The sequence below is a fragment of the Streptomyces chengmaiensis genome (assembly GCF_029846775.1).
GTDB lineage: Bacteria > Actinomycetota > Actinomycetes > Streptomycetales > Streptomycetaceae > Streptomyces > Streptomyces chengmaiensis.
In genome coordinates this window covers 1-24,372 of the sequence record NZ_JARWBG010000077.1, presented here as the reverse complement: position 1 = coordinate 24,372, position 24,372 = coordinate 1, and the positions used below count along the sequence as shown (strand labels likewise).

At 73.2% G+C, this 24,372-nt stretch carries 22 protein-coding genes and 1 riboswitch; of the genes, 11 read left to right on the top strand and 11 right to left on the bottom strand.

Annotated elements, in window-relative coordinates; all coding sequences use genetic code 11:
* Window positions 1-80: 80 nt before the first annotated feature.
* Both QCN29_RS33935 and rsmH read right to left on the bottom strand, forming a co-directional pair.
* Entirely contained in the window at window positions 81-725 is a 645-nt protein-coding gene (locus QCN29_RS33935) for an FtsB family cell division protein (protein WP_279932980.1), read from the bottom strand.
* Entirely contained in the window at window positions 722-1,675 is a 954-nt protein-coding gene (gene rsmH / locus QCN29_RS33930) for a 16S rRNA (cytosine(1402)-N(4))-methyltransferase RsmH (RefSeq protein WP_279932978.1), read from the bottom strand. The genes QCN29_RS33935 and rsmH overlap by 4 nt, the downstream gene beginning before the upstream one ends.
* Window positions 1,676-1,995: 320 nt before the next feature.
* On the opposite strand from rsmH, the gene QCN29_RS33925 reads away from it, so the two are divergent.
* The 4 genes from QCN29_RS33925 (at window position 1,996) to QCN29_RS33910 (ending at window position 7,810) form a co-directional block, all read left to right on the top strand.
* Window positions 1,996-2,574 (top strand): beta-class carbonic anhydrase, encoded by a 579-nt coding sequence (locus QCN29_RS33925; RefSeq protein WP_279932977.1) that lies wholly within the window; start codon window positions 1,996-1,998, stop codon window positions 2,572-2,574.
* Window positions 2,575-2,843: 269 nt separating this feature from the next.
* Complete coding sequence (locus QCN29_RS33920; protein ID WP_240139156.1) at window positions 2,844-3,890, top strand: AAA family ATPase; 1,047 nt, start codon at window positions 2,844-2,846, stop codon at window positions 3,888-3,890.
* Window positions 3,890-5,260 (top strand): DUF58 domain-containing protein, encoded by a 1,371-nt coding sequence (locus QCN29_RS33915; RefSeq protein WP_398860529.1) that lies wholly within the window; start codon window positions 3,890-3,892, stop codon window positions 5,258-5,260. The genes QCN29_RS33920 and QCN29_RS33915 overlap by 1 nt, the downstream gene beginning before the upstream one ends.
* Before the next feature lie 30 nt (window positions 5,261-5,290).
* Complete coding sequence (locus QCN29_RS33910) at window positions 5,291-7,810, top strand: transglutaminase TgpA family protein (RefSeq protein ID WP_279932973.1); 2,520 nt, start codon at window positions 5,291-5,293, stop codon at window positions 7,808-7,810.
* Between the two features lie 711 nt (window positions 7,811-8,521).
* Here the strand turns inward: QCN29_RS33910 and QCN29_RS33905 are convergent.
* The 3 genes from QCN29_RS33905 to QCN29_RS33895 all read right to left on the bottom strand — a co-directional run bounded on the left by QCN29_RS33905 (window position 8,522) and on the right by QCN29_RS33895 (window position 10,605).
* Complete coding sequence (locus QCN29_RS33905) at window positions 8,522-8,920, bottom strand: DUF3040 domain-containing protein (RefSeq protein WP_240139153.1); 399 nt, start codon at window positions 8,918-8,920, stop codon at window positions 8,522-8,524.
* A gap of 248 nt (window positions 8,921-9,168) precedes the next feature.
* The gene (locus tag QCN29_RS33900; RefSeq protein WP_279932972.1) at window positions 9,169-9,957 is read right to left on the bottom strand and encodes a methyltransferase; all 789 of its coding nucleotides are present in this window, start codon (window positions 9,955-9,957) and stop codon (window positions 9,169-9,171) included.
* Window positions 9,958-10,038: 81 nt separating this feature from the next.
* Window positions 10,039-10,605, bottom strand: a complete 567-nt coding sequence (locus tag QCN29_RS33895; RefSeq protein WP_279932971.1) for an SAV_6107 family HEPN domain-containing protein — start codon at window positions 10,603-10,605, stop codon at window positions 10,039-10,041.
* 154 nt (window positions 10,606-10,759) lie between these two features.
* Between QCN29_RS33895 and QCN29_RS33890 the strand changes: the two genes are divergently transcribed.
* From QCN29_RS33890 to QCN29_RS33875, 4 genes are all read left to right on the top strand, one after another.
* Window positions 10,760-11,752 (top strand): ATP-binding cassette domain-containing protein, encoded by a 993-nt coding sequence (locus QCN29_RS33890; protein ID WP_279932969.1) that lies wholly within the window; start codon window positions 10,760-10,762, stop codon window positions 11,750-11,752.
* A complete protein-coding gene (locus QCN29_RS33885) occupies window positions 11,724-13,811 on the top strand; it encodes a YhgE/Pip domain-containing protein (RefSeq protein ID WP_279932967.1) in 2,088 nt (695 codons plus the stop codon). The genes QCN29_RS33890 and QCN29_RS33885 overlap by 29 nt, the downstream gene beginning before the upstream one ends.
* Window positions 13,812-13,840: 29 nt before the next feature.
* The gene (locus QCN29_RS33880; protein WP_279932965.1) at window positions 13,841-14,452 is read left to right on the top strand and encodes a TetR/AcrR family transcriptional regulator; all 612 of its coding nucleotides are present in this window, start codon (window positions 13,841-13,843) and stop codon (window positions 14,450-14,452) included.
* A gap of 368 nt (window positions 14,453-14,820) precedes the next feature.
* Window positions 14,821-16,290 carry a phytoene desaturase family protein gene (locus QCN29_RS33875; RefSeq protein ID WP_279932985.1) on the top strand — a complete coding sequence of 490 codons (1,470 nt, stop codon included), beginning with the start codon at window positions 14,821-14,823 and terminating at the stop codon, window positions 16,288-16,290.
* 85 nt (window positions 16,291-16,375) lie between these two features.
* Here the strand turns inward: QCN29_RS33875 and QCN29_RS33870 are convergent, their stop codons facing one another.
* The 6 genes from QCN29_RS33870 to QCN29_RS33845 form a co-directional block, all read right to left on the bottom strand.
* The gene (locus QCN29_RS33870; protein WP_279932963.1) at window positions 16,376-17,383 is read right to left on the bottom strand and encodes a hypothetical protein; all 1,008 of its coding nucleotides are present in this window, start codon (window positions 17,381-17,383) and stop codon (window positions 16,376-16,378) included.
* A 51-nt stretch (window positions 17,384-17,434) separates the two neighbouring features.
* Window positions 17,435-18,352 carry a methylenetetrahydrofolate reductase [NAD(P)H] gene (gene metF / locus QCN29_RS33865; RefSeq protein WP_279932961.1) on the bottom strand — a complete coding sequence of 306 codons (918 nt, stop codon included), beginning with the start codon at window positions 18,350-18,352 and terminating at the stop codon, window positions 17,435-17,437.
* 203 nt (window positions 18,353-18,555) lie between these two features.
* A complete protein-coding gene (thiE, locus tag QCN29_RS33860; protein WP_279932959.1) occupies window positions 18,556-19,209 on the bottom strand; it encodes a thiamine phosphate synthase in 654 nt (217 codons plus the stop codon).
* Between the two features lie 139 nt (window positions 19,210-19,348).
* A complete protein-coding gene (locus tag QCN29_RS33855) occupies window positions 19,349-19,714 on the bottom strand; it encodes an Rv2175c family DNA-binding protein (RefSeq protein ID WP_256527157.1) in 366 nt (121 codons plus the stop codon).
* A gap of 43 nt (window positions 19,715-19,757) precedes the next feature.
* On the bottom strand, window positions 19,758-21,182 hold the full coding sequence (locus tag QCN29_RS33850; protein WP_279932955.1) for an NAD(P)/FAD-dependent oxidoreductase: 1,425 nt from the start codon (window positions 21,180-21,182) through the stop codon (window positions 19,758-19,760).
* A gap of 28 nt (window positions 21,183-21,210) precedes the next feature.
* Complete coding sequence (locus QCN29_RS33845) at window positions 21,211-21,561, bottom strand: hypothetical protein (RefSeq protein WP_279932954.1); 351 nt, start codon at window positions 21,559-21,561, stop codon at window positions 21,211-21,213.
* 61 nt (window positions 21,562-21,622) lie between these two features.
* A riboswitch (TPP riboswitch) is annotated at window positions 21,623-21,735 on the top strand.
* 6 nt (window positions 21,736-21,741) lie between these two features.
* Between QCN29_RS33845 and thiO the strand changes: the two genes are divergently transcribed.
* From thiO to QCN29_RS33830, 3 genes are all read left to right on the top strand, one after another.
* Window positions 21,742-22,926, top strand: coding sequence for a glycine oxidase ThiO (gene thiO / locus QCN29_RS33840; protein ID WP_279932983.1), 1,185 nt, complete (start codon window positions 21,742-21,744; stop codon window positions 22,924-22,926).
* A gap of 62 nt (window positions 22,927-22,988) precedes the next feature.
* Window positions 22,989-23,207, top strand: a complete 219-nt coding sequence (gene thiS, locus QCN29_RS33835; RefSeq protein ID WP_279932982.1) for a sulfur carrier protein ThiS — start codon at window positions 22,989-22,991, stop codon at window positions 23,205-23,207.
* A gap of 6 nt (window positions 23,208-23,213) precedes the next feature.
* Window positions 23,214-24,008 carry a thiazole synthase gene (locus tag QCN29_RS33830; protein ID WP_240139141.1) on the top strand — a complete coding sequence of 265 codons (795 nt, stop codon included), beginning with the start codon at window positions 23,214-23,216 and terminating at the stop codon, window positions 24,006-24,008.
* Window positions 24,009-24,372: the final 364 nt, after the last annotated feature.

Sequence of the window (24,372 nt, the reverse complement as noted above, 5' to 3'; positions counted from 1 at the left end):
CTGCCGGACGCGGGGCGCTGGGCGGGGCGGCGGGCGGGGCCGGGCACCCGGCGGCGGGGCGGTTGCTGGGGCGGCACACATCACCTGCCGGGGGTTGCGGAGTCTGTCTCGGGGGCTTCGGGGTTCGCGGCCGTCGTAGCGGCGCGGGCGCCCGCGGCGGCGTCGGACGGGCCGGGGGCCTCCTGCGAGGATTCCTGGCCGCCGGGGCTCTTTGGTGTCCCGCCGGCGCCGGACGGCGGGGCCGTGAGCTGCGGCTCCGCCCCGGTCGTGGCCTCCGCCGCGGGCGTCGGGTCCGGGGCGGGGGTCGGCGTGGGGGTGGGGGTCGGCGTGGGGGTGGGGGTCGGCTCCGGAGGCGGGGCCGCCGCCTTGCGGGGGACGCCCCTGACCTTGCCGTCCGGGTCGAGGAAGGCCGGGTTGCCGCCCGGCACCATGCCCAGCTCGCGGGCCCTGCGCTCCAGTGCGTCGGGCGCGGAGCGGCTGTCCACGTCCCGCTGGAGGGCCTGCTGCTCGTCGGTCAGCTCGGTGGTCTTCTTCTTCAGCTCGCTCAGCTCGAACGAGCCCTGGTTGAGGGAGGAGTTCAGCAGCAGCAGGGTGATCAGCCCGCCGCCCAGGAGGAGGACGATCAGCAGCACGAAGGGGGTGCGGGCCGCGGTGTTCGGCCCCGACGGCAGCAGCCGGGCGAGCCGGGCGGCCCGCCCCCGCAGCTGCCTGCCCGCTCCGCTCACACGTCCTCCCGGATGCGCTGCGCCGCCCTGAGCCGGGCGGGCGCGGCACGTCGGTTCTCGGCGACCTCCTCCTCCGTGGGGAGTTCCGCGCCGCGCGTCAGCAGCTTCAGCCTCGGCTGGTACTGCTCCGGGACGACGGGCAGGCCGGGGGGCGCGGTGTTGGCGGCGCCGGCCGCGAAGACCTGTTTGACCAGCCGGTCCTCGAGTGAGTGGTACGACAGGACGGCGATCCGCCCGCCGACGGCCAGGGCCTCCACAGCGGCCGGCACGGCCCGCTCCAGCACCGACAGCTCGCCGTTCACCTCGATGCGCAGCGCCTGGAAGGTCCGCTTGGCGGGGTTGCCCCCGGTGCGCTTGGCGGCCTGCGGCAGCGCGTCGCGGATCAGCTGCACGAGGCGGGCGCTGGTGGTGAAGGGCTCCTTCTCCCGCTCGCGCACGACGGCGGAGACGATGCGCTTGGCCTGCTTCTCCTCGCCGTAGGTGCGCAGGATCCGCACCAGCTCGCCCGGCGGGTAGGTGTTGAGGACCTCGGCGGCGCTGACGCCGGCCGTCTGGTCCATCCGCATGTCCAGCGGCGCGTCCTGGGCGTAGGCGAAGCCGCGGTCGGCCTCGTCGAGCTGCATGGAGGAGACGCCGAGGTCGAACAGGACGCCCTGGACGCGCGGGACGCCGAGCCGGCCGAGCACCTCGGGCAGCTCGTCGTAGACGGCGTGCACCAGGGCGGCGCGCTCTCCGTAGGGGGCCAGCCGCTCGCCGGAGAGCCGCAGGGCCTCCTTGTCCCGGTCGAGGGCGATCAGCCGGGCCTCGGGGAACGCCTTGAGCAGGGCCTCGCTGTGCCCGCCGAGACCGAGGGTGCAGTCCACGACGACCGCGCCCGGCTGCCGCAGCGCCGGGGCCAACAGGTCCAGGCACCGCTGGAGCATCACCGGGACGTGTCGGGTCTGGCTCATGCGCCCTCTCCATGAACGGCGCGGACATGCGCACTCGCGGGGAATCGTGGAAAATCTGCGGGATGCGCAGGTTGTGTCCGTGAACTGCGCGTCACTTTAGTCCACGGTCCTTTGCGGTCAATCAACCGGCCGGGCATCGGGCGGCGCGTCGCGAGGGCGCCGCCGGGTCCTTCCGCACCCCGCCCCGAGCAACCCCTGCGGGGCCTGCCCCGTACACCCCTGCGGGCTGTCTGTGGGCTGCCTCACAACAAGCGCCATTGACGTTCTTTGTCCGCTCTCACAGCGAGCTTTAAACGGGTGTGCCCACTAACGTCGGTCCCATGTCGACTTCCCCGCACCACACCGCTGACGCCGCCAGCACCGGAGGTTCCCCCGCCTCCGACGCCACGGCCGGCCCCGACGCCAGGGTCATCGACCAGCTGGTCCAGGCGAACCGGCACTACGCCGACGGCTTCCAGGACCCCGGGATGGACGCACGGCCCGTGCTGAAGGTCGCCGTGGTCGCATGCATGGACGCACGGCTCGACCTGCACGCGGCACTCGGCCTCGAGCTGGGCGACTGCCACACCATCCGCAACGCGGGAGGCGTGGTCACGGACGACGTGATCCGCTCGCTCACCATCAGCCAGCGGGCGCTGGGCACCCGCAGCGTCATCCTCATCCACCACACCAACTGCGGCCTGGAGTCCCTGACGGAGGACTTCCGGCATGAGCTGGAGGACGAGGTCGGCCAGCGTCCGGCGTGGGCGGTGGAGGCGTTCCGGGACGTCGACCAGGACGTGCGGCAGTCGATGCAGCGGGTGCGCACCTCGCCCTTCCTGCTGCACAAGGACGACGTACGCGGCTTTGTCTTCGACGTCACCAAGGGCGTGCTGCGGGAGATCGACCCGGCCCAGTGACCCGACGCGGCCCGTCGAAGCAGGCGAATGGCCAGCTCAGCGGGCGGGAATTCACGGCAACGCCGACAAATCACCCGGAGTTATCCACAGGCGAGTGACAGCGCGGACTACCGGCAACAAGAATGCGTGTGTGACACCCCGCGGATGCCCTTCGGGAACTTTCCGGGGCGGGTGTCCGTGTGTCGGGGTGGGCCGGGCGGCAGGACGCGTCTCGGCCCGGTAAGGGCCCCTGCTCGACAGGAGCGTGGGGATGGGCCGAGGAGGGCCGGGTGACGACCTATGACGATCGAGCGAGCCTCACAGATCTGACGTCCACAGCGGAGGAGATCCGCAGGTCGGTCGAGGATGTGATCGAGGGCAAGCCTGAGGTCGTACGGCTTTCGCTGACCGTGCTCCTCGCCGAGGGGCATCTGCTCATCGAAGACGTTCCGGGCGTGGGCAAGACGATGCTGGCCAAGGCGCTGGCGCGGTCCATCGACTGTTCCGTGCGGCGGATCCAGTTCACCCCGGATCTGCTGCCGTCCGACGTCACCGGTGTGTCGATCTACGACCAGCAGCGGCGTGACTTCGAGTTCAAGCCGGGTGCGATCTTCGCCCAGATCGTGATCGGCGACGAGATCAACCGCGCCTCGCCCAAGACTCAGTCCGCGCTGCTGGAGTCGATGGAGGAGCGCCAGGTCACCGTCGACGGGCAGACCTATGAACTGCCCAGCCCCTTCATGGTGGTGGCCACGCAGAACCCGGTCGAGATGGAGGGCACCTATCCGCTGCCCGAGGCCCAGCGCGACCGCTTCATGGCACGGGTGTCCATCGGCTATCCCAGCGCGGAGGCCGAGTTCGAGATGCTCGACGTGCATGGCTCGGTCTCCCCGCTGGACGACCTCCAGCCGGTCGCGCATGCGCATGACATCGTCAAGCTGATCGACGCGGTGCGTTCCGTCCATGTCGCCGACTCCGTGCGCAGATACGCGGTGGAGCTGGTCTCGGCCACCCGCAGTCACCCTGATCTAAGGCTGGGCGCCTCGCCACGCGCCACGCTGCATCTGCTGCGGGCGGCGAAGGCCTCGGCCGCGCTCGCCGGACGGGACTACGCGCTGCCGGACGATGTGCAGTCGCTGGCATCGCCGGTGCTCGCCCACCGGCTGCTGCCCACGGCGCAGGCCCAGCTGAACCGCCGCACGGCCGAGCAGGTCGTGCAGGAGATACTGCAGCGCGTACCCGTGCCCACGACCGGGAGCACGGACGGCGCCTACGCCCAGGCCAGGGCCGCCCAGCCGTCGTTCTTCGGGCAGCAGCCCGGCAGCCGGCGGCTGTGATGCCCTCCGTGCCGGCCGGCGCGCGGGACGAGGGGCCCGGCTCGGGAGGCGGGGAGGCCGGCGGGGTGCGGGCCGCGCTGGGCGGGCTGACCACCCGCGGCCGGTCGTTCCTGGCCGCCGGGCTGGCCGCCGCGGGATGCGCCTACGTCCTGGGGCAGGACTACCTCGTACGGGTCGGGCTGCTGCTCGCCGTGCTGCCGCTGGTGTGCGCCACCGTGCTCTACCGCACCCGCTACCGGGTCGCCGCCAGCAGACGGCTCTCCCCCTCGCGGGTGGCGGCGGGCTCCGAGGCGCGTGTGCATCTGCGGCTGGACAATGTCTCCCGGCTGCCGACCGGGCTGCTGATGCTCCAGGACCATGTGCCGTATGTGCTGGGCCCCCGGCCCCGCTTCGTGCTCGACCGCGTGGAGGCGGGCGGCCGCCGCGAGGTGTCCTACCGGGTGCGCTCCGATCTGCGCGGGCGCTATCCGCTCGGACCGCTTCAACTTCGGCTGAGCGACCCGTTCGGGATGTGCGAGCTGACCCGCTCCTTCAGCGCGTACGACACCCTGACGGTGATACCGCGGACCGAGACGCTCCCCCCGACGCAGCTCGCGGGCGACGCGTCGGGATACGGGGACGGACGGCAGCGCTCGCTCGCCCTGGCGGGCGACGACGACATCATTCCGCGCGCCTACCGGCACGGCGACGATCTGCGCCGGGTGCACTGGCGCTCCACCGCCCGCTACGGGGAGCTGATGGTGCGCCGCGAGGAGCAGCCGCAGCGGGCCCGGTGCACGGTCCTGCTGGACACCCGGCGGATCGCCTACGAGGGCGCGGGCCCGGACTCGGCGTTCGAATGGGCTGTGTCGGGGGCCGCCTCGGCGCTGGTTCACACGCTGGAGCGCGGGTTCGCCGTCCGGCTGCTGACGGACACCGGGAGCGCGGTGCCGGGCGAGGGCGGCGGCGACGGCTTCGCGGGATCGCCCCAGGAGTCGGCGGACGCGGCGGGGCTGATGATGGACACGCTGGCGGTGGCCGACCACTCGGACGGGGCCGGGCTGTCCCGTGCGCACGACGCGCTGCGCGGCGGCCGCGAGGGACTGCTGATCGCCTTCTTCGGCGATCTGGACGAGGAACAGGCCGCGCTGGCCGCCCGGATGCGTCAGCGCTCCGCCGCGGCCATGGCGTTTGTACTGGACAGCGGGGCGTGGCTGACCGGCGAGGTGACCGGAGCGGTCGAGGAGCGGCTGCGGCTGCTTCGCGAGTCCGGCTGGACCGCGCTCGCCGTGCCGTCCGGGGCCTCGCTCACCGAGCTGTGGCAGCTGGCCGGGCGGCAGCGCGCCGAGTCCCAAGGGCCGTCCAACGCATTCTCTGGGGGTTGGTCATGAGCGGGGTGTGGTCATGAGCGGGGTGTGGTCATGAGCGGTCGCGAGCGGATGGCCTTGTGCGCCTATGCGGCCACTCTGCTGGCGGCGGCGGCGCTGCTGCCGCTGGTCGATCCGGCCACCTGGATCGTGCAGGCGGCCTTCCTGCTGGCGCTGGTGACCGGGGCGGGGGCGATCGCGCGGCGCGTGCCGCTGGGCCGCATGCTGACGGTCGCGCTGCAGGCGCTGGTCGCGCTGGTTCTGATGACCGCCGTCTTCACCGGACAGCAGGCGTTCGGCGCGCTGATTCCCACGCCCTCGTCGCTGGCGGGGTTCGGCGAGCTGCTGTCCTCGGGCGCGGAGGACGTGGCGCGGTATGCGTCGCCGGCCCCGGCGACCGACGGGATCAGACTGATGGTGATCGGCGGGGTGCTGCTGATCGGCCTCACGGTGGACGCCCTTGCGGTGACGTTCCGCATGGCGGCGCCGGCAGGGCTGCCGCTGCTCGCGCTGTACTCGGTGGCCGCGAGCCTGTCCGGCGGCAGCACGGGCTGGCTGTACTTCCTGCTCGCCGGCGCCGGCTATCTGGTGCTGCTGCTGGCGGAGGGCCGCGAGCGGCTGTCCCAGTGGGGCAGGGTCTTCGGCGGGGCGTCTCCGGCACGCGGGCGCATGTCGTCCGGGCTGGACGCGGGCGGCGGCCGTGCCCTTGCGCCGGTGCGGACGGGACGCCGCATAGGGGCACTCGCCCTGGGTGTGGCGCTGGCGGTCCCCGCGGCGCTGCCCGCGCTGGACGGCGGGCTGCTCCTCGGCCCGGGCGGCGGTTCGGGGCCCGGAATCGGCGGGGGCGGCACCATCTCGGCGGTCAATCCGCTGGTCTCGCTCCAGGACAGCCTGAACCAGCCCGAGGACCGCGAGGTCATCCGCTACCGCACCAACGCGGAAGACACCCGGAACCTGTATCTGCGGATCGTGGCCCTCGACCAGTTCGACGGCACGGCCTGGAAGTCGTCGGAGCGCAAGGTCACCGATGTGCCCGGGCGGCTGCCCCAGCCGGACGGGCTGAGCCCGGACGTACGGGTCACCGAGGTCATCACCAACCTCTCCGCCGCCGACTCCTACCGGCAGAACTGGCTGCCGCTGCCCTATCCGGCGATGTCGGTGAAGATCGACGGGCGCTGGCGGTTCGAGCCCGAGGGACGGACGCTGGTCGGCGACCGCGGGCAGACCACCAAGGGCGCGCAGTACTCGGTGAGCAGCCTGATCGTGGAGCCGACCCGTGAGCAGCTGATCCGGGCGCCCCGGCCGCCGTCCGCGGTGCAGCGCGAGTACACGAAGGTGCCCGATGTGCTGCCCGACGTGGTGTCGCAGACCGCGCGGGACGTCACACGGGGCTCGGCGAACGACTACGAGCGTGCGGTCAAGCTCCAGCAGTGGTTTGCCGACGACGGCGGTTTCACCTATGACACCGACGTGGAGTCCGGCACCGGAGTCACGGCGATCAGCCGCTTTCTGAAGCAGAAGGAAGGCTTCTGCGTCCACTTCTCGTTCTCGATGGCGGCCATGGCGAGAACGCTGGGGATTCCGGCGCGGGTCGCGGTGGGCTTCACTCCCGGTTCCCTGCAGTCCGACGGGACGATGTCGGTGGGGCTGCGCGATGCGCACGCCTGGCCCGAGCTGTACTTCGAGGGTGTGGGGTGGACGCGGTTCGAGCCGACTCCGGACCGGGGCAACGTCCCGGAGTACACCCGGGAGCAGGCGCCGTCCGGCGGTCCGTCCACCCCGGCGGAGCCGGTGCCCGACAGCTCAGCCGCACCCTCTGCGGCGCCTGCGGAGAGCGACCGGTGCCCGGAGCACGAGCGGCGGCTCGGCGAGTGCGGCGCGGCCGCGCCGGCCGAGATCACCCCGCCGTCGGACGAGGGCTTCCCGCTGGGGACGGTGCTGTGGGTCGCGCCGGCGGTGGCGGCGGCGGTGCTGCTGCCGCTGCTCCCGCTGCTGTGGCGGCTCAGAACCCGTGCACGGCGGCTGGCCGCGTCGGGCGGCCCGGGTCTTCAGGGCACTCCGGGTGTCCAGGGGGCTCCGGGACCGGGTGACGGTGCGGGCGTCCGCCTGCTCGACGCGGACGGCGTGGATTCTGCCCGGGCGGCGGCCGGCACGCTGGCGGCCTGGCAGGAGATCATCGACTCCGCTTGGGACCTGGGCATTCCGCCCGACGAGTCGCAGACGCCCCGCAGGGCCGCGGCCCGTATTGTCCGCATGGGCAAGCTGGAGGAGGAGCCGGCGGAAGCGGTGCACCGGGCGGCGAGCGCGGTCGAGCAGGTGCTCTACGCGCCGGAACCCCGGCCGGGCACGGGCCTGGCGGAGGACGCGTCGCTCATCCGGGCCGGGCTCCTGGAGAACGCGGATCGCTGGACGCGGCTGCGGGCGCTGCTGTTGCCGCGCTCGTCCGTGCGGGCACTGTGGTCCCTGCTGGACCGCTGGCGTGCGGTCACGGACCGCTGGGGCCGGCGCATGCAGCGTATGCGGCCGGACCGCCGGGCGGCGGCTCTGCGCCGCCCGTCCCGCCAGCGGGGCTGAAGCGGCGAGGGGCCCGCTGGGCCTGTGTGCCGGTTCCCTCCCTTCCCCCGGCCCTCCCCCCGAGGGGCCGGGGGCTCGGCCCCCTCCGGGAGGGGTGAGCGGGGCCGCCGCCCGCCCCGGAGGCGGAGGCTTCGCGCCGGCTCCCCAGCCGGGCGCGGTCCGGCACCAGCTGCCGACACACGCCGAGGACGACCGGGCAACCTCCACCCCGGCTTGGCCCGGACACGGCACCGGCTGCCGGCCCACGCACGCGACGACCGGCCAGCCGGCAGGCCACCGGGGCGGTGCGGCCCGCCGCGCCATGCCAACGGCACACATGGGACACCGACGGCATGCCCAGCGCTCCGCGGGAGATGCCGCACGATCCGGTCGCCGGGCACGTGCGGGCGCGTCGTGGCCGGTTCCCGTCCACGCGGCGGAGCCGCATGCACGCCGAGTTGGCGGGGTTCCCGTCCGCGACCATGCCTCGGACTGAGGCCGGGGCGACCGTCGTCGGCGCGTCGTGCGGAGGGCCCCGGCCGGGCACGGTGCAGGGCGTGACGCACGCCCTGCACCGTGCCCACGGGGCGTCGTCATGGGCGACGGGGGTGGCGGCATGCGACGGCGGGCGACGCCTTCCGCGTCGCCCGCCGTGCCGTCTTGGATTGTGTGCCGCGGCTCGGATGCAGCCGCGAGCCGCTCAAGCCCCCGGGCCTCGTGGCGGAGCCCCGGTCAGTGGCCGTGGCCGCCGTGTTCGTCGCGGCGGCGCTGCCACCGCTCTTCGATTCTGTTCATCATCGACTTACGCTGTCGGGACTGTCGGCGCCCGGCCGCGTCCCCAGGGGCCTGCTCACCCGGCTTGGGCGCCTTGCGCCAGCCGGTGACCGCGAGAACCGCGCAGCCGAGCATGACGAGGAATCCCACCACGCTGATCCAGATCTGCTGCGCGACCATTCCGGCCATGAGGAGCGCGATACCCACCAGGAAGCCCGCGACTGCCTGGTATACCCGTCGCCGGGTGTACGTACGCAGCCCGCTTCCCTCAAGCGCTGTAGCGAACTTGGGATCTTCGGCGTACAGCGCTCGCTCCATCTGCTCGAGCATTCGCTGCTCGTGCTCCGAGAGCGGCACGGAGTCCTCCTCGTTGTCGGTCGCGGGGGCGACCGGTATGCGGCCCTTTCAGGATAGGCAGGGTTTCGCCCCCGTGAAACCCGCCCTGAACGCCATTTCGCCGTCCGGGCCGCCATGCCGGCACGGCTGCTGAGGCGTTGATTCCCCAACCTCCGATCCGTCATGCCGGATGGTGTCCCCCGATCATACGGGGCGGCGGCGTGGCGCGGGGGCCCTGTGGCGTACTCCATCTGCGGCTGCGCCGCTGATCAGCGCCGCTTCTCGCCCAGTACGTGGAGCTGGGTGGCGACCGAACGGAAGGCGGGGAGCTCGGCGGCCGCGGCCTCCAGCTGGAGGAGTGCGTCCAGGGCGCCTGGCTCGGCGTCGACCAGGGCGCCCGGGACCAGGTCCGCGAAGACCCGCACACCGTGGACCGCGCCGACCTCGATCCCGGCCGCGGAGACGAGATCGGTGAGCTGCTCCGCGGTGAAGCGGCGCGGCACGGGGTCGCCCTCGCCCCAGCGGCCCGCCGGGTCGTTCAGCGCCTGCCGGGCCTCGCTGAAGTGCCCGGCCAGCGCCCTGGCGAGAACCGCCCCGCCGAGGCCCGCGGCGAGCAGGCTGAGCACGCCGGACGGCCGCAGCGCCTCGACGGCGTTGCGCACGCCCTCCGCGGGGTCGTCCACGTACTCCAGGACGCCATGGCAGAGCACCGCGTCGTAGCCGGCGCGCTCGACCACGTCGAACAGGCCGTGCACATCGCCCTGGACGCCGTGGACCCGGTCGGCGACACCCGCCTCCGCGACCCGCCGCTCCAGCGCGAAGAGAGCGTTGGGGCTGGGGTCCACGACGGTGACCCGGTGTCCGAGCCCGGCCACGAGCACGGCGAAGTTCCCGCTGCCGCCGCCGGTGTCGAGGACGTCGAGGGTGTCCGTGCCCGTGGCCTTGGCCCGGCTGTCGAGGGCGTCCTTGAGCACGTCCCAGACCACGGCCGTGCGAACGGAGGCGCGTGATGGGCGCGATGGGTTCTCCCCACCGGTGACAGGGGACGGGTCCGGCACGGTGATGACTCCTCGGCATGGACGGTACAGCTGCTGCCCACCCTATTGCCTCGGCCCCCTGGACCGTGCCGCCAGACCGGCTCAGCCGGCAGGGTCCCCCGCGCCGGGCCGCCGGTCCCGCTCAGGCGGCCCCGACTGCTCCGGCGCGGGCTGGGGCAGCACCGGCTGAAGCACCAGCATCCGCTCGACCAGGCGCAGAAACATGGCCGTGTCCCGCAGCAGGTCGTCGGCGTCCCGGCGGCTCGCCGCTCCGTGGATGCCCGCCTCGGCCCGGGCCCTGCGGGGTGCGCCGGAGGCGAACAGGGCGCTCCACTCCGTCAGCTCGGGCGCGACCTCCGGCAGCACCTCCCAGGCGCTGCGTATACGCCGCCGCTTCCTGGGGTCGGTCTCCGGCCGGCCGCGGGCGGCGAGGACGGCCGCCGCGGTGCGCAGGGCGGCGAGATGCGCGGTGGCGTACTGCTCGTTCGACGATTCGAGGGCGGCGGCCTCGTCCAGTCCGCTGCGGGCCTGGGCGAGCAGGTCGAGGGCCGCGGGCGGGGCGGTGGCCCGCCGCAGCACGGGGTGGACGTCGTGTGCCGGTCCGGTCAGCGAGGGGACAGGGCCGGCGCCGCGGCGCCGGGGTGCGGCTGCTGCGTGATGACTGGCCATGACGAGCCTCCTGTCGTCGTGTGACGGCGCTGTGGCCGTATGTGTCCATCGTCGGGGCAGCCACTGACAATCGGTCCTGACCTGCGCTTTTGCTTCGGTCGCAGGTTCGGGGGTAGCTTTTGCACTGACTGGTCAGTCTAAAAGGGAGGGTTACGTGGACAGCCCGCACGGGGCGGCGGTCGCCACTGAGGACTTCGGGCTCAAGGGCCCGCGCGGCTGGGCGTTCCGCTCGGTGGACATGGACGCCGCGCCCGGCTCGCTCATCGCCCTCACGGGCCCGTCGGGCTCCGGGCGCACCTGCCTGCTGCTCGCGCTCACCGGCCGGATGCGCCCCACCGAGGGCCGTGCCGAGGTCGGCGGGGCGCAGCTGCCGCGCAAGATGGCCGCCGTGCGCGGATTCTGCGCCCTGGGCCCGGTGCCGGGCGTCAGCGACCTCGACCCGGCGCTGACCGTCGCCGAGCACCTGCGCGAGCGGGCACTGCTGCAGCGCCGCTTCGACGGCTCTCTGCGCGCCCTGCTGCGCCCCCGCGCCGAGCGGGCCGACACCGCCAGGCGGCTCGTCGACGAGGCGCTCGAGGCCGTGGAGCTGGATCTCTCCGCGCTCCCCAGAGGGGAGCGGACCGCAGTGCGCGACCTGGAGCGGCTGGAGGAGCTGCGGCTTTCGACCGCCCTCGCGCTGATGGGCCGCCCCCGTCTGCTGGCCGTCGACGACGCGGACCTCAAGCTCTCCGACCCGGACCGGGCCCAGGCCTGGCGGCTGCTGGCCTCGGTCGCCGCGAGCGGCACCACCGTGCTCGCCGTGTGCAGCCAGCCTCCCGAGGGGGCGACGGTCGTACGCACGGACGTTCCGGAAGAGACCGAGCAGCCCCCGGTGACCCGGCAGGCCCCAAAGCCCCCAAAGCCCCTGAACGTTGAGGAGGCCGAGAAGGCCGAGAAGGCCGAGAAGGCCGCGGAGTCGACCGGCCCGAGCAGGAGCACCGACGAGAACGCGGACCAGAGCCCCGGCGCCGAAGCCGACGAGGACGCGAAGGGTGCGGACGACCGGCACGACAAGGCGGACGACCGGCACGGCAAGAACGACAAGAACCACAAGAACGACAAGAGGGAGGGGGCCGCGGATGCGCTCGCCGAAACTGGCCGCGCTTGAGCTGAAGCGCTTCGGCAGGGGGAAGCTGCCGCGCGCCGCACTCGTCGCGATCCTGCTGCTGCCGCTGCTGTACGGCGCGCTCTACCTGTGGTCCTTCTGGGACCCCTACGGCAACCTCGACCGGCTGCCCGTGGCGCTCGTCAACGACGACAAGGGGGCGACCGCCGACGGCAAGAAGATCTCGGCGGGCGACGAGATCACCGAGAAGCTGCTCGACAGCAAGGTCTTCGAGTGGCACGAGGTGAGCGCGGCCGAGGCCCGCAAGGGCGTGGAGGACGGCAGGTACTACCTGTCGCTGACCATGCCGGCGGACTTCAGCGAGCGCATCGCCTCCAGCTCCGGGGACTCCCCGGAGACCGGAGCGCTGCAGGTCCGCACGAACGACGCAAACAACTACATCGTCGGGCAGATCTCCCGGACGGTCTTCTCGGAGGTCCGCACCGCCGCCTCGACCGACGCCTCCCGCTCCTTCCTCGACAAGATCTTCATCTCCTTCTCCGACATCCATGACCGCACCGAGGAGGCCGCCAAGGGCGCGGACCAGCTCAAGGACGGCGTCGGAAAGGCCAAGGAGGGGTCCAAGGAGCTAGCCGACGGGCTGAAGAACGCCAAGGACGGCAGCGGCAAGCTGGCCGGGGGCCTGGTCGAGCTCAACAAGGGCGCGGGGAAGCTGGAGACCGGCGCACGCCAGGTCGCCGCCGGCACCCAACAGCTCGCGGACAAGGTCGACGGGCTCGCCGAGGACGTACGCCCGTACCTCAAGGACAACGGCAGGGTGATCGAGGTCTCGGCCCGGCTCGTCGCCGATGTCTCAGGGAAGATCCGCGAAGACCTCAAGGCCGTGGTCCGGCAGGCGCCCGCTGCCCGCGCCAAGGCGCACGAGGAGGCCGACAAGCTGACGGCGCTGCACCGGGAGCGCTGCACGGACAAACCGGCCGCCGACCCTGAGGTCTGCACCGCGCTGGAGAAGGCCAAGGAGTCGGCCGCCGGCGTCGCCGAGGTCGCCGACGACGTACAGGAGCTGGCGAACAGCAACAGCGGCCAGCTCGAGAAGCTGGACGCCGAACTCGCCAAGGTCCAGCAGCGCGCGAACGCCCTCGCCGAGCGCGCTCCCCACCTGGACGAGGACCTGGAGTCGTCCATCGCCGACATCAAGCGGCTCAACGAGGGCGCCAAGAAGGTCGCCAAGGGCGCCGACGAGCTGCACACCGGGCTCACCGGCGCGCAGTCCGGCTCCGCCGAGCTGGACAGCGGCGTCGGCAGGCTCAAGAAGGGCGCCAAGGAGCTGGACGGCGGGCTGATCAGCCTCAAGGACGGCTCTACCGAGCTGGCCGGCGGGTTGAACGAGGGCGTGGAGAAGATCCCCGACTACGAGGAGAAGGACCGCGACCGGCGTACCGAGGTGATGGCCGACCCCGTGCAGCTGGCCAGTCAGTCCCTGAACAAGGCGCCCAACTACGGCACCGGCTTCGCCCCGTACTTCATCCCGCTCTCCCTCTGGGTGGGGTCGATGGTGGCGTACATGATCATCCAGCCGCTGAACCGGCGCGCGCTCGCCGTCGGGGCGTCCGCCTGGCGGGTCGCGCTGGCCGGCTGGCTTCCGGTGGCCGCGATCGGCCTGCTCCAGGTGGCCGCCCTGATGTCGGTGCTGCGCTTCGGGCTCGATCTGCAGCCGGCGTACGCGGCCGGGACGATCGCCTTCCTCGCCCTGACGACCCTCTGCTTCGCCTCGATCATCCAGTGGCTGAACGCGCGCTTCGGCGCGGCGGGCCGGATCCTCGTCCTCGCGGTGCTGATGCTTCAGCTCACCTCCGCTGGCGGCACATACCCCGTGCAGACCAGCCCCGGCTTCTTCAACGCGATCCACCCGTACCTGCCGATGACATATGTCGTCGAGGCGCTGCGCAGGCTCATCACGGGCGGCGGGCTGGGCCCGGTGTGGCAGGCGTGCGCGGTGCTCGCCGCCTTCACCGCCGGAGCGCTGGCACTCACCGCGGTCTCGGCACGGCGCAAGCAGGTGTGGACGCTGGACCGACTGCATCCCGAACTGAGCCTGTGATGCGGTCCGGACCTGTGAGAATCGACGCCATGGACAGCAGCAGCACCAGACGGCGGGCGACCCGGGCCAAGCTCTACGAGGCGGCCGTCACCCTCATAGCGGAGCAGGGCTTCTCAGCCACCACGGTGGACGAGATCGCCGAACGGGCCGGGGTCGCCAAAGGCACCGTCTACTACAACTTCAAGAGCAAGACCGAGCTGTTCGAAGAGCTGCTGCGGTACGGCGTGGGCCTGCTGACCGCCTCGCTCCAGGCCGCCGCCGACGAGACGGCCGAGCGCGGCGGGACGCGCGTCGAGGCGCTGGACGCCATGATCCGCGCCGGTCTGGTCTTCATCGACCGCTATCCGGCGTTCACCCAGCTGTACGTCGCCGAGCTGTGGCGCACCAACCGGGCCTGGCAGTCGACGCTGCTGGTGGTACGGCAACAGGCGGTGGCCGTGGTGGAGACGGTGCTGCGGGAGGGCGTGGAGAGCGACGAGCTGAGCCGGGACCTCGACATCCCGCTGACGGCGGCCGCGCTGGTCGGGATGGTGCTGGTGGCGGCGCTGGACTGGCAGGCGTTCCAGCGGGAGCGCTCACTCGACGATGTGCACTCGGCGCTCTCGCTGCTGCTGCACGGACGGGTCAGCGGACGCCGCTGAGGGGCGCACAGAAAGCGCCGGTCCTGCGAGGCTCGATCCCCCCGAGCCTCGCAGGACCGGCGCGTCCCCCCGTGCCCCCGTTGCGTCCGGGGAGCCGTGCCGTTCCGCCGCCCCGTGTCGGCGGTGCCGGCGCTGCTCCCCTTCCGTGCCCCCTACTCTTCCGTCTGCCCAGGTCGGTCCCCATCCGCATCCGTACTCATCTCGCCGACTAGGTACGGATACTCAACCCCTGTGCCGTCCACCCGGGGGAGCCTGTGCCGTCCGCCCGGCGCACGAGCGGCTCCGGGCGGAGGAACCGCCGTTCACAGACCCGCACGGCGGAGTTGTCGGCGGCGGTCGATAAAGTCGCGGACATGGCACGGATTGCGGTGATCGGCGCCGGGGCCGGCGCCATGGCGGCGGCCGCCCGGCTGGCCGTGGCAGGCCACCGGGTGACGGTGTACGAGCGCTCGGCGACCTACGGCGGGTCGGTGGGCAGGTTCCAGCGCGACGGCTTCGCCTTTGACACCGGTCCGGGACTGCTGCATCTGCCGGCCGTCTGGCGCGATCTGTTCCTCAAGACCGGCAAGGAGCCGCTGGAGAGCCGTGTCGGGCTGGTCCAGGTCGATCCGGCGAGCCGCCATCTGTTCGCCGACGGCACTGCGGCCACCCTGCCGAACGCCTCGCGCGCCGGGGTCGTCTCCGCCTTGGAGGAGGCGTTGGGAGCGGGGGCCGGGGAGCGCTGGGGAAGATTCCTCGTGCGGGCCAGGGACGCCTGGGACCGCTCCCGCCGCCCGCTGCTGGAGGAGCCGCTGTGGCCCAACTGGGAGGTGCTGGGGCGCAACCCCTATCCGTCCCTGCGGCGGCGCGGACTTCTGCGGGTCCGGGAGGCCGCGACGGTCCGGGAGATCGGCCGTTGGGAGCTGGCGGACCCGCGGCTGTCCGCGCTGCTCGACGGGTGCGCGCTCTCCTACGGTCTCGATCCCCGGGACGCCCCGGCGAGTGCCGCGCTGCTGCCGTACATGGAGCAGACCTTCGGCAGCTGGTATGTCGAGGGCGGCCTGCGGGAGCTGGCCCGGGCCGTGTACGAGCGGTGTCTGGCCAGGAAGGTGGAGTTCGAATTCGACGCCGAAGTGACCCGTGTCGTCGAGAAGGACGGCAGGGCGGTCGGCGTCGAGCTGGCCGACGGCTCGTTCGCCGAGGCCGCGCATGTGGTGGCGGGGGCCCCGGTGGCGGGGCTGCTGGGCGGACGCGTGTGGCAGGACCGCGATGTGCCGCCGCAGCGTCCCGTGACCGGACGGTTCACCGTGTTGGCCGCACTGCGCGGGGCGCGGAGCGCCTCCGCGGCGCACCGCACCGTTGTCCACTCCCCCGACGCTTCAGCCGAGGCCGCGGCCGTCTTCGGCGGGCGTGCGGCCGAGCGGCCCACGGTCACGGTGCTGCGGCCGGACGATCCGCGGACCCGCCCCGACGGCGCGCACGAGGCTGTCACCCTGACCGCCACGGTGACGGCCCATGCCGCTCCCGGCGGGTACGGGGCCGACTGGACGGATGTGGCGCTGCGGGAGCGCTGCGCCCGGGCGTTGATCGACCAGGCGGCCGCCGCTGTGCCGGAGATACGTGAGCGTCTGCTGTGGCAGGAGGTCCTGACGCCCGCGGAGACGGGGCCGGTGCCCGCCCCCGCCCTCGCGGGGGGCGGCTGCGGCTGGCTGCACCAGGGGAACGCGACCCGGCTGCCGGGGCTGTATCTCGCGGGCGGCTGGTCCCACCCGGGCGGCGGCCTCGCGCATGCGGGGATGTCCGGTGCGCTGGTCGCCGGGCTGATCGTGGAGGGCCCGGACTTCCGGGGCTCCCGGTGACGCGCCGCCGGGGCCGGCAGCCACCGGAGGGAGCGGGCGCCCGGCCTTGTTGCGCCCGCGCGCGGCCGGCCGGCCGGAAGCCGGCTCAGTAACGGTACTGCTGCTCGTTGTAGCCGGGGTCGTAGCCGTAGGGGGAGGCGGACTCGGGCGGGTTTGCCGGCATGGGCGGGGTCTGCTGCTCGTCGTCGCGCTGGAGCGGCACCCAGACCCCGCCCGGCGGGGTCTCGCTGTAAGGCTGCTGGGTGTAGGCGTCCGGGGCGAACTGCTGCTGGCCGCCGAAGCTGTCGTAGTGGTCGTACGTCTGGTACTGCTGACCGCCCACATAGGGGTCGGAGTACGCGGCGTACTGCTGGCCCCCGGCGCCGTAGTCGTATGCGCCGGCGTAGGCGTCCTGTCCGGTGTGCTGCTGGCCGTAGTCGGAGAAGCCGTAGCCGCCCTCGTAGGCCGCGTAGCCGTGGCTGGGGTCCTGATGCGCCGTCTGCACCGGATCGGCGTAGCCGCCGTACCGGCCGGTGTCCTCCGGCATCGGCTGCGGCTCGTAGACGGTGGAGGACTGCTCGCCGGAGCCGTTCACCGCGGCACCCGAACCGGACCCGTAGGGGGCGTGGGCCGGGTCCGGGGCGTCCCTGCGGGGGCTGTCGTCGTCGGAGGCTCCCGCCGGGCCGTCCGCGCGGTCGTGGTCCGGGTCCCGGCGGGGGGCGTCGTAGGCGCCGACGCGGGTGTCCGCGTGCGCGTCGTCTTCATAGGCGTCTTCATAGGCGAGGCCCGAGACCTCCAGAGTGGGCTCGCGCCGGGCCTCGGCGTCCGGGCCTGCCTTGCGCCGCCGGCTGACGCCCGGACGGCCGCCGAGCGCCCACCCCGTGGAGAAGCCGCGGCGGAAGGAGAGCGTGACACAGGTCTGGCCGACGGCGAAGGCGAGGGCGCCGGCCACGATCACCAGGCGGTTCGCCGTCAGCACGCCGAAGACCACGACCAGGAAGCCGATGAAGGCGAGAACACGCCACCGCAGGCGGGCTTTGTACTGCAGCAGCACCTCACCGAGCAGCCACAGCGCGACGATGCCGAACGCGATGTACAGGACCGTCCAGCCCATCCCCGCCCCTCTCCTACGGCCGCAGTCCCGGGTCGGGGTGGGTGCGGCCGGTCACGACTGCTCGTGCAGTCCGAGATTCTCGTAGATTTCGAGTGTCGCCGTGGAATTGTTCAGCGTGATGAAGTGCAGCCCGGGGACACCCTCGGACAGCAGGCGCTCGCAGAACTCCGTCGCGAACTCGATACCGATGGAGCGTACAGCGGCGGGATCGTCCTTGACCGCGAGGATCCGCTCTTTCAGACCGTCCGGCAACGTGGCGTTGCTCAGCTCGGGGAATCTCTCGAGCTGCCTGACGCTGGTGACCGGCATGATCTCGGGGATGATGGGCGTTTCGCAACCCGCGGCGGCGACCCGGTCCCGCAGCCGCAGATAGTCCTCGGGGCGGAAGAACATCTGGGTGATCGCATAGTCCGCACCCGCCCGGCACTTGTCCACGAAGTACCGGATGTCCGCGTCCCAGTTAGTCGAGCGCGGATGCATTTCGGGGAAGGCCGCGACGCCGACGCAGAAGTCACCCGACTCCTTGATCAGCCGAACGAGTTCCGCCGCGTACCCCACTCCCTCGGGGTGCTTGATCCACTCCCCCATCGGGTCGCCGGGCGGGTCTCCCCGCACGGCGAGGATGTTGCGGATCCCGGCGTCGGCGTACTGGCCGATCATATTGCGCAGCTCTGCGATCGAGTGGTTCACCGCTGTGAGGTGTGCGACGGGGGTGAGGGTGGTGTCGGCGGCGATCTGCTGGGTCGCCTTGACTGTGCCGGCCCGGGTCGAGCCGCCGGCCCCGTACGTCACGGAGACGAAGTTGGGGGCCACCGCTTCCACTCTGCGCAGCGCGTTCCAGAGGTTGCGCTCACCCTTCTCGGTTTTGGGCGCCCAGAACTCGAACGAGTACGAGGGTTTTCCGGGCGTGAGCAGCTCACGCACGGTGCGTGCGCGGTCCGTCCTGGTCGAAGCTGTGCCGAGGGCCATACCCGCAGGTTATCCAGGCCGCGGCGGTCCCCCAACCGGACCACGGAAATATGCGGCTTTTGTCCGACCTCTGTCCATCATTTGGACACCTTTCCGTCACCAAGCCACTGCTGACGAGCTTCTTTCCGACCTACGGGCCGTCAGATGCCCACGATGCGAGACACCTCTCTCGGGCTACCGCGCCGTGCCGCCACCGCCCCGCACTATGAGGCAGAACGCTCGCGGACCCTCTTGGCGAGTTCGGCGGCCGCGGCACCGGGGTCGTCCGCCTCGGTGATCGCCCGTACGACGACGATCCGGCGCGCTCCGGCGTCCAGCACCTGGTCGAGATTGCCGCCGTCGATGCCCCCGATGGCGAACCAGGGCCGGTCACCGCCGCGCGACGCGGCGTGGCGCACCAGATCCAGCCCCGGTGCGTGCCGGCCGGGCTTGGTGGGGGTCGGCCAGCAGGGGCCGGTGCAGTAGTAGTCCACGCCCGGCTGCGCCGCGGCCGCGTCCACCTCGGAGCCCGCGTGGGTGGAGCGGCCTATCAGGACCTCGTCGCCGAGGATCGCGCGGGCCGCCGGCACCGGCAGATCCCCCTGGCCCAGATGCAGCACGTCGGCGCCGATCGCATGGGCGACGTCCGCGCGGTCGTTCACCGCGAGCAGCTTGCCGTGGCGGCGGCAGGCGTCGGCGAAGACCTGGAGATGGTCGAGCTCCTCGGCCGCCTCCATGCCCTTGTCGCGCAGCTGTACGACGTCGACGCCGGAGGACAGCACCGCGTCGAGGAACGGAGCGAGGTCACCGCGCTCCTTGCGCGCGTCCGTGCACAGATAGAGCCGGGCGTCGGACAGCAGCGCACGAGCGGCAGACATGGGCACGATCCCCCCGTAGGGCGGGCGGTGTGCGGGCCGGAGCGCACAGCTCGGGCCCGCACACCGCGACTGGTGTGGTGGGTTGTACGGCCGCCGCATACGCATGCGGCGGCGGGATGACGCCGGAGTGTGCCGGACGTCAGACGGCGAGCGCCTGGGCCCGGCGCTTCACCTCCGTGCCGCGATTCTCGCCGAGCGCCTGCGCGGGGGTGCCGGGCAGGGTCGGGTCGGGGGTGAAGAGCCACTCCAGCATCTCTTCGTCGGTGAAGCCGTCGTCCCTCAGGAGGGTCAGGGTGCCGGAGAGGCCCTTGACCACCCGGTCGCCGTCGATGAAGGCGGCCGGCACCTGCAGTGTGCGGTTCTCGCCGCGGCGCACGGCGATCAGCTGGCCCTCCTTGACCAGCTGCCGCACACGCGTCACCTCGACGTCCAGCATTTCCGCGATGTCGGGCAGGTGGAGCCAGGCGGGGACGAGAGCATCGGTCTTCGCGTCAATCTCGGTCACAGGACAAGCGTGCCATCTGGGACTGACAGCCGGTAGCCGGACCCTAGTCGACGGCCGCCTTCAGGGGGACGGACGGGTCAGCGGCCCGCTCCGGGTCCAGCCGTGCGCCGGCCTGGACGAGCCTGCGGCCCTGTGCGAGATCACGGGGGCGGTCGACGGCGAGCAGCGCGACGAGCACGCCGTCCCGCAGCCAGAGCACGGTCCAGGCCGCGTCGGCCGGGTCGCCGCGCCACAGCAGCGTGTCGGCGGCCGCGTGATGCCCCGCGTACTGGACGAACCGCCCGAACTGCTCGGACCAGAAGTACGGCACCGGATCGTACGCCTCGCCGGGCGCGTCGCCCACGATGGCGGCGGCGACGGTGCGCGGCCCCTGGAGGGCGTTGTCCCAGTGGTGGACCAGCAGCCGTGTCCCGTAGCGGGCGGACGGGAAGGAGGCGCAGTCCCCGACGGCGTACACATCGGGCGCCGAGGTGCGCAGCCGGTCGTCTGCGGTGATCGCGCCGTCCGGGTCGCGTGCGATGCCGGACCCCGCCAGCCAGGAGGTGGCGGGCCGCGCCCCGATTCCGACGACCACTGCGTCGGCGGCGATGCGGCGGCCCCCGCTGCGCTCCGGCTCCGGCCCCGGCTCCGGCCCCGGCTGCCAAACCCCCGGGCCCCCTTCGGGGCCGGGTTCGCGGGCCGGGCCGCCGGCTCCCGAAGGCGGCTGCTCGGCGCCATGCGGCCCCCGCCCTGCCGCCGCGGGCCGCGGCTGCGGGCCGGAGGCTGGGGCGTCTGCCGCGAGGATCACCGCGCCCGGTTCCACGGACGCCACGTGTGCGCCGGTGATCAGTTCCGCGCCCAGCTCGGCGTACCAGGCGGCCATCGGAGCGGTGACCTCCGCCGGGAGGGCGCCGGCCAGGGGCCGGTCCGCCGCCTCCACGACGGTGACGGCGCAGCCCGCCTCGCGGGCGGCCGTGGTGAACTCCGCGCCGATCCAGCCCGCGCCGACCACCACGATGTCGTGCCGCTGTTCGAGCACGGGCCGCAGCCGCGCCGCGTCGTCGAGGGTGCGCAGCAGATGCACGCCGGGCACGCCCTCCGTCGCGGGCAGGGTGACCGGCTCCGCGCCGGTGGCGATGACCAGGACGTCGTACGGGACGGGCCCGGCCTCCGTATCCAGCTCGTGCGCCTCAGGGCGCACTCCGGTCACCTCGCAGCCGAGCCGCAGTTCGATGCCGAGCGCCTCGAAGTCCACGTCAAAGGCGGAGCCCTCGGCCTTGCCGAGCAGAACGGCCTTGGACAGCGGCGGCCTGTCGTACGGCTGGTGGGGTTCCGCGCCGATCAGCGTGACCGGTCCGGTGAAGCCCCGCTCCCGCAGGGCGACGGCCGTCTGCACCCCCGCCATGCCCGCCCCGGACACGACGACCCGCCGAGCAGGCCGCTCGGGGTGCTCCGGCCGCTGTTCCGGCCGCTGTCTCTGCTCGCTCACCCGATCACCTTACGCAGCTGACAAGACGTCAGGAAGACGCCCCGGGAAGCTGCTCCACCGCACTGGTCCCGCTGCCCGGCTGCGATTCCCACTGCCAGGCCTCCTCCAGCCGCACCCGGCCGTCGGCGAGTTCCACGACCGTCGACGCGCAGTGCCCGGAGGCCGTGCTGCCGTCCGTCCTGAGCTGGACGTACCGGAAGTCCAGCCGATCGCCCTCCCTGGTGCCCACCAGATGCCCGCGGACCACGTCGCCGCCCGCGTATTCGGCCCAGATCCGGCCGTCCTGCTCGTGGTACGTGAAGCGGGTGCCGGTCCCCACCTGACCTGGGGCCTGATCGGCCACCGGAGCGAGGACCAGACCGTCGAGCGAGCGTGCCACCGAGGCTGCTCCCTTGCTGCGCCTTACAGCGCGTCGCGGGCTGGGGTTAGGGTGGCCACCGTAAAGCACTCGCGGGAGCCCGGACGCACCGGGCTGAGAGGGAGGCTGGGCGGCCTCCGACCGTACGAACCTGATCCGGGTCATGCCGGCGAAGGGAGGGGCTGAACGCCCATGTCGCGTATGTCGAAGGACGCCTCGGACGTTCTGGTCGTCGGGGGCGGGATCATCGGCCTGGTCACGGCCTGGCGGGCCGCGCAGCGAGGCCTGCGGGTGCGGGTCGTCGATCCGCGGCCGGGCGGCGGGGCCGCGCAGGTCGCGGCGGGCATGCTGGCCGCCGTCACCGAGCTGCACCACGGGGAGCAGACGCTGCTCGGGCTCAATCTGGAGTCCGCGCGCCGCTATCCGTCGTTCGTCGGGGAGCTGGAGGAGGCGAGCGGGCAGACCGTGGACTACCGGGCCTGCGGCACGCTCGCCGTGGCGCTCGACGCCGACGACCGCGCCCATCTGCGGGAGCTGCACACGCTTCAGCAGCGGTCGGGGCTTGAGTCGGTGTGGCTGACGGGGCGCGAGTGCCGCCGTCTGGAGCCGATGCTCGCTGCTGGGGTGCGCGGCGGACTGCGGGTCGACGGCGATCACCAGGTCGATCCGCGGCGGCTCGCGGCCGCCCTGGTGACGGCGTGCGAGCGGGCCGGGGTGGAGCTGCGCCGGGGCTGGGCGGAGCGGCTGAAGGTCGTAGGGGACCGGGCGGCCGGGGCCGTGCTGGCGGACGGCATGACGCTGGCCGCCGGCCAGGTGGTGCTGGCGGGCGGCTCCCTGAGCGGCAGGCTCGCCGGGGTGCCGGACGAGGTGCGGCCTCCGGTGCGGCCGGTGAAAGGGCAGGTGCTGCGGCTGACCGTGCCCCCGGCGTACGCGCCCTTCCTCTCCCGGACCGTGCGCGCCGTGGTCCGCGGCAGCCAGGTGTACCTGGTGCCGCGCGCCGGCGGGGAGCTGGTGGTGGGCGCGACGAGCGAGGAACTGGGCTGGGACACCACGGTGACCGCGGGCGGGGTGTACGAACTGCTGCGGGACGCCCATGAGCTGGTGCCGGGCATCACGGAGCTGCCGCTGACCGAGACCCGCGCCGGGCTGCGGCCCTGCTCCCCCGACAATGCTCCGCTGCTCGGTCCGACGGCCCTTGACGGCCTGTCGCTGGCCACCGGCCACCACCGCAACGGAGTGCTGCTGACCCCGGTCACCGGCGACGTGCTGGCCGAGGTCCTGGTCTCGGGCGAACTTCCGCCGGAGGCCCGGGACTTCAGCCCGAGCCGGTTCTCTCCCCCACAGGGGCCCGTACAGTCCTCCGTACGTCTGGAGCAGCCCGCATGACCGCCTCGGATTCCGCGCGCGAACCCGCCCGCGAACCCGCCTCCGCATCCGTGTCCGCATCCGTGTCCGCATCCGTGTCGGTGTCGGTGTCGGTGAACGGCGAGCCGCGCCTGCTGGACCGGCCCACTGCCCTCGACGCTCTGGTGGCCACCCTGACGACGGCCCCGTCCGGAGTGGCCGCCGCCGTCAACGAGACCGTCGTGCCGCGCAGCGCCTGGTCGGGCACGGTGCTCGCCGAAGGCGACCGGGTCGAGGTCCTCACCGCGGTGCAGGGAGGCTGAGCGACCGTGTCCGACGACCGTTTCCTCCTGGGGGGCGCAGAGTTCTCCTCGCGGCTGATCATGGGCACGGGCGGGGCGCCGAGCCTCGATGTGCTGGAGCGCTCCCTCGTCGCCAGCGGCACGGAGCTGACGACGGTGGCGATGCGCCGTCTCGACCCGACCGTCCAGGGGTCCGTGCTGTCCGTGCTGGACAGACTGGGCATCCGGGTGCTGCCCAACACGGCGGGCTGCTTCACCGCAGGCGAGGCGGTGCTGACGGCGCGTCTGGCGCGCGAGGCCCTCGGCGTCGACTGGGTGAAGCTGGAGGTGGTGGCGGACGAGCGGACGCTGCTGCCGGACCCGGTCGAGCTGCTGGACGCCGCGGAGACGCTCGTCGACGACGGCTTCACGGTCCTGCCGTACACCAACGACGATCCGGTGCTGGCGCGGAAGCTCGAGGACGTGGGGTGTGCGGCGGTCATGCCGCTGGGCTCGCCCATCGGCTCGGGGCTCGGCATCCGCAATCCGCACAACTTCCAGCTGATCACCGAGCGGGCCGGCGTGCCGGTGGTGCTGGACGCGGGCGCGGGCACGGCGTCGGACGCCGCGCTGGCGATGGAGCTGGGCTGCTCGGCGGTGATGCTGGCGTCGGCGGTGACCCGGGCGCAGGAGCCGGTGCTCATGGCGGAGGCGATGCGGCACGCAGTGGAGGCGGGCCGGCTGGCGTACCGGGCGGGCCGTATTCCGCGCCGTCATTTCGCGGAGGCTTCGTCCCCGGCCGAGGGCCGTGCGGCACTCGACCCGGAGCGGCCGGCGTTCTGAGCGGGGTGCGCACGCCGTCGGCCGGGGACGCCGACGCGCCGGGCCCGCGTGCGGTCCCGACCGTCCAGGGCCCATCGCCGACGGCCTCCTGGCAGAGGCGGCCGAGCCCGCGTGGGGTCCCGGCCGTCCGAGGCCCATCGCCGACGGCCGAGTCGCCGACGCGCCGGGCCCGCGTGCGTCCGGGCCCCGTGCGGACGGACCGTGCGGCGGAGCCCGCGTGCAGTCCTGGCCATCCGCACGGCGGCCCCGTGCCGACGGGCCGTGCGACCGGCCCCGTGCGGTCGGGCCCCGGCCCGGGGGCTTCCGCGCGGCTCCCGGCCGCCCCGGCCGCTCGACCGCGGACCGGCCGCCGGGGCGGGGCAGG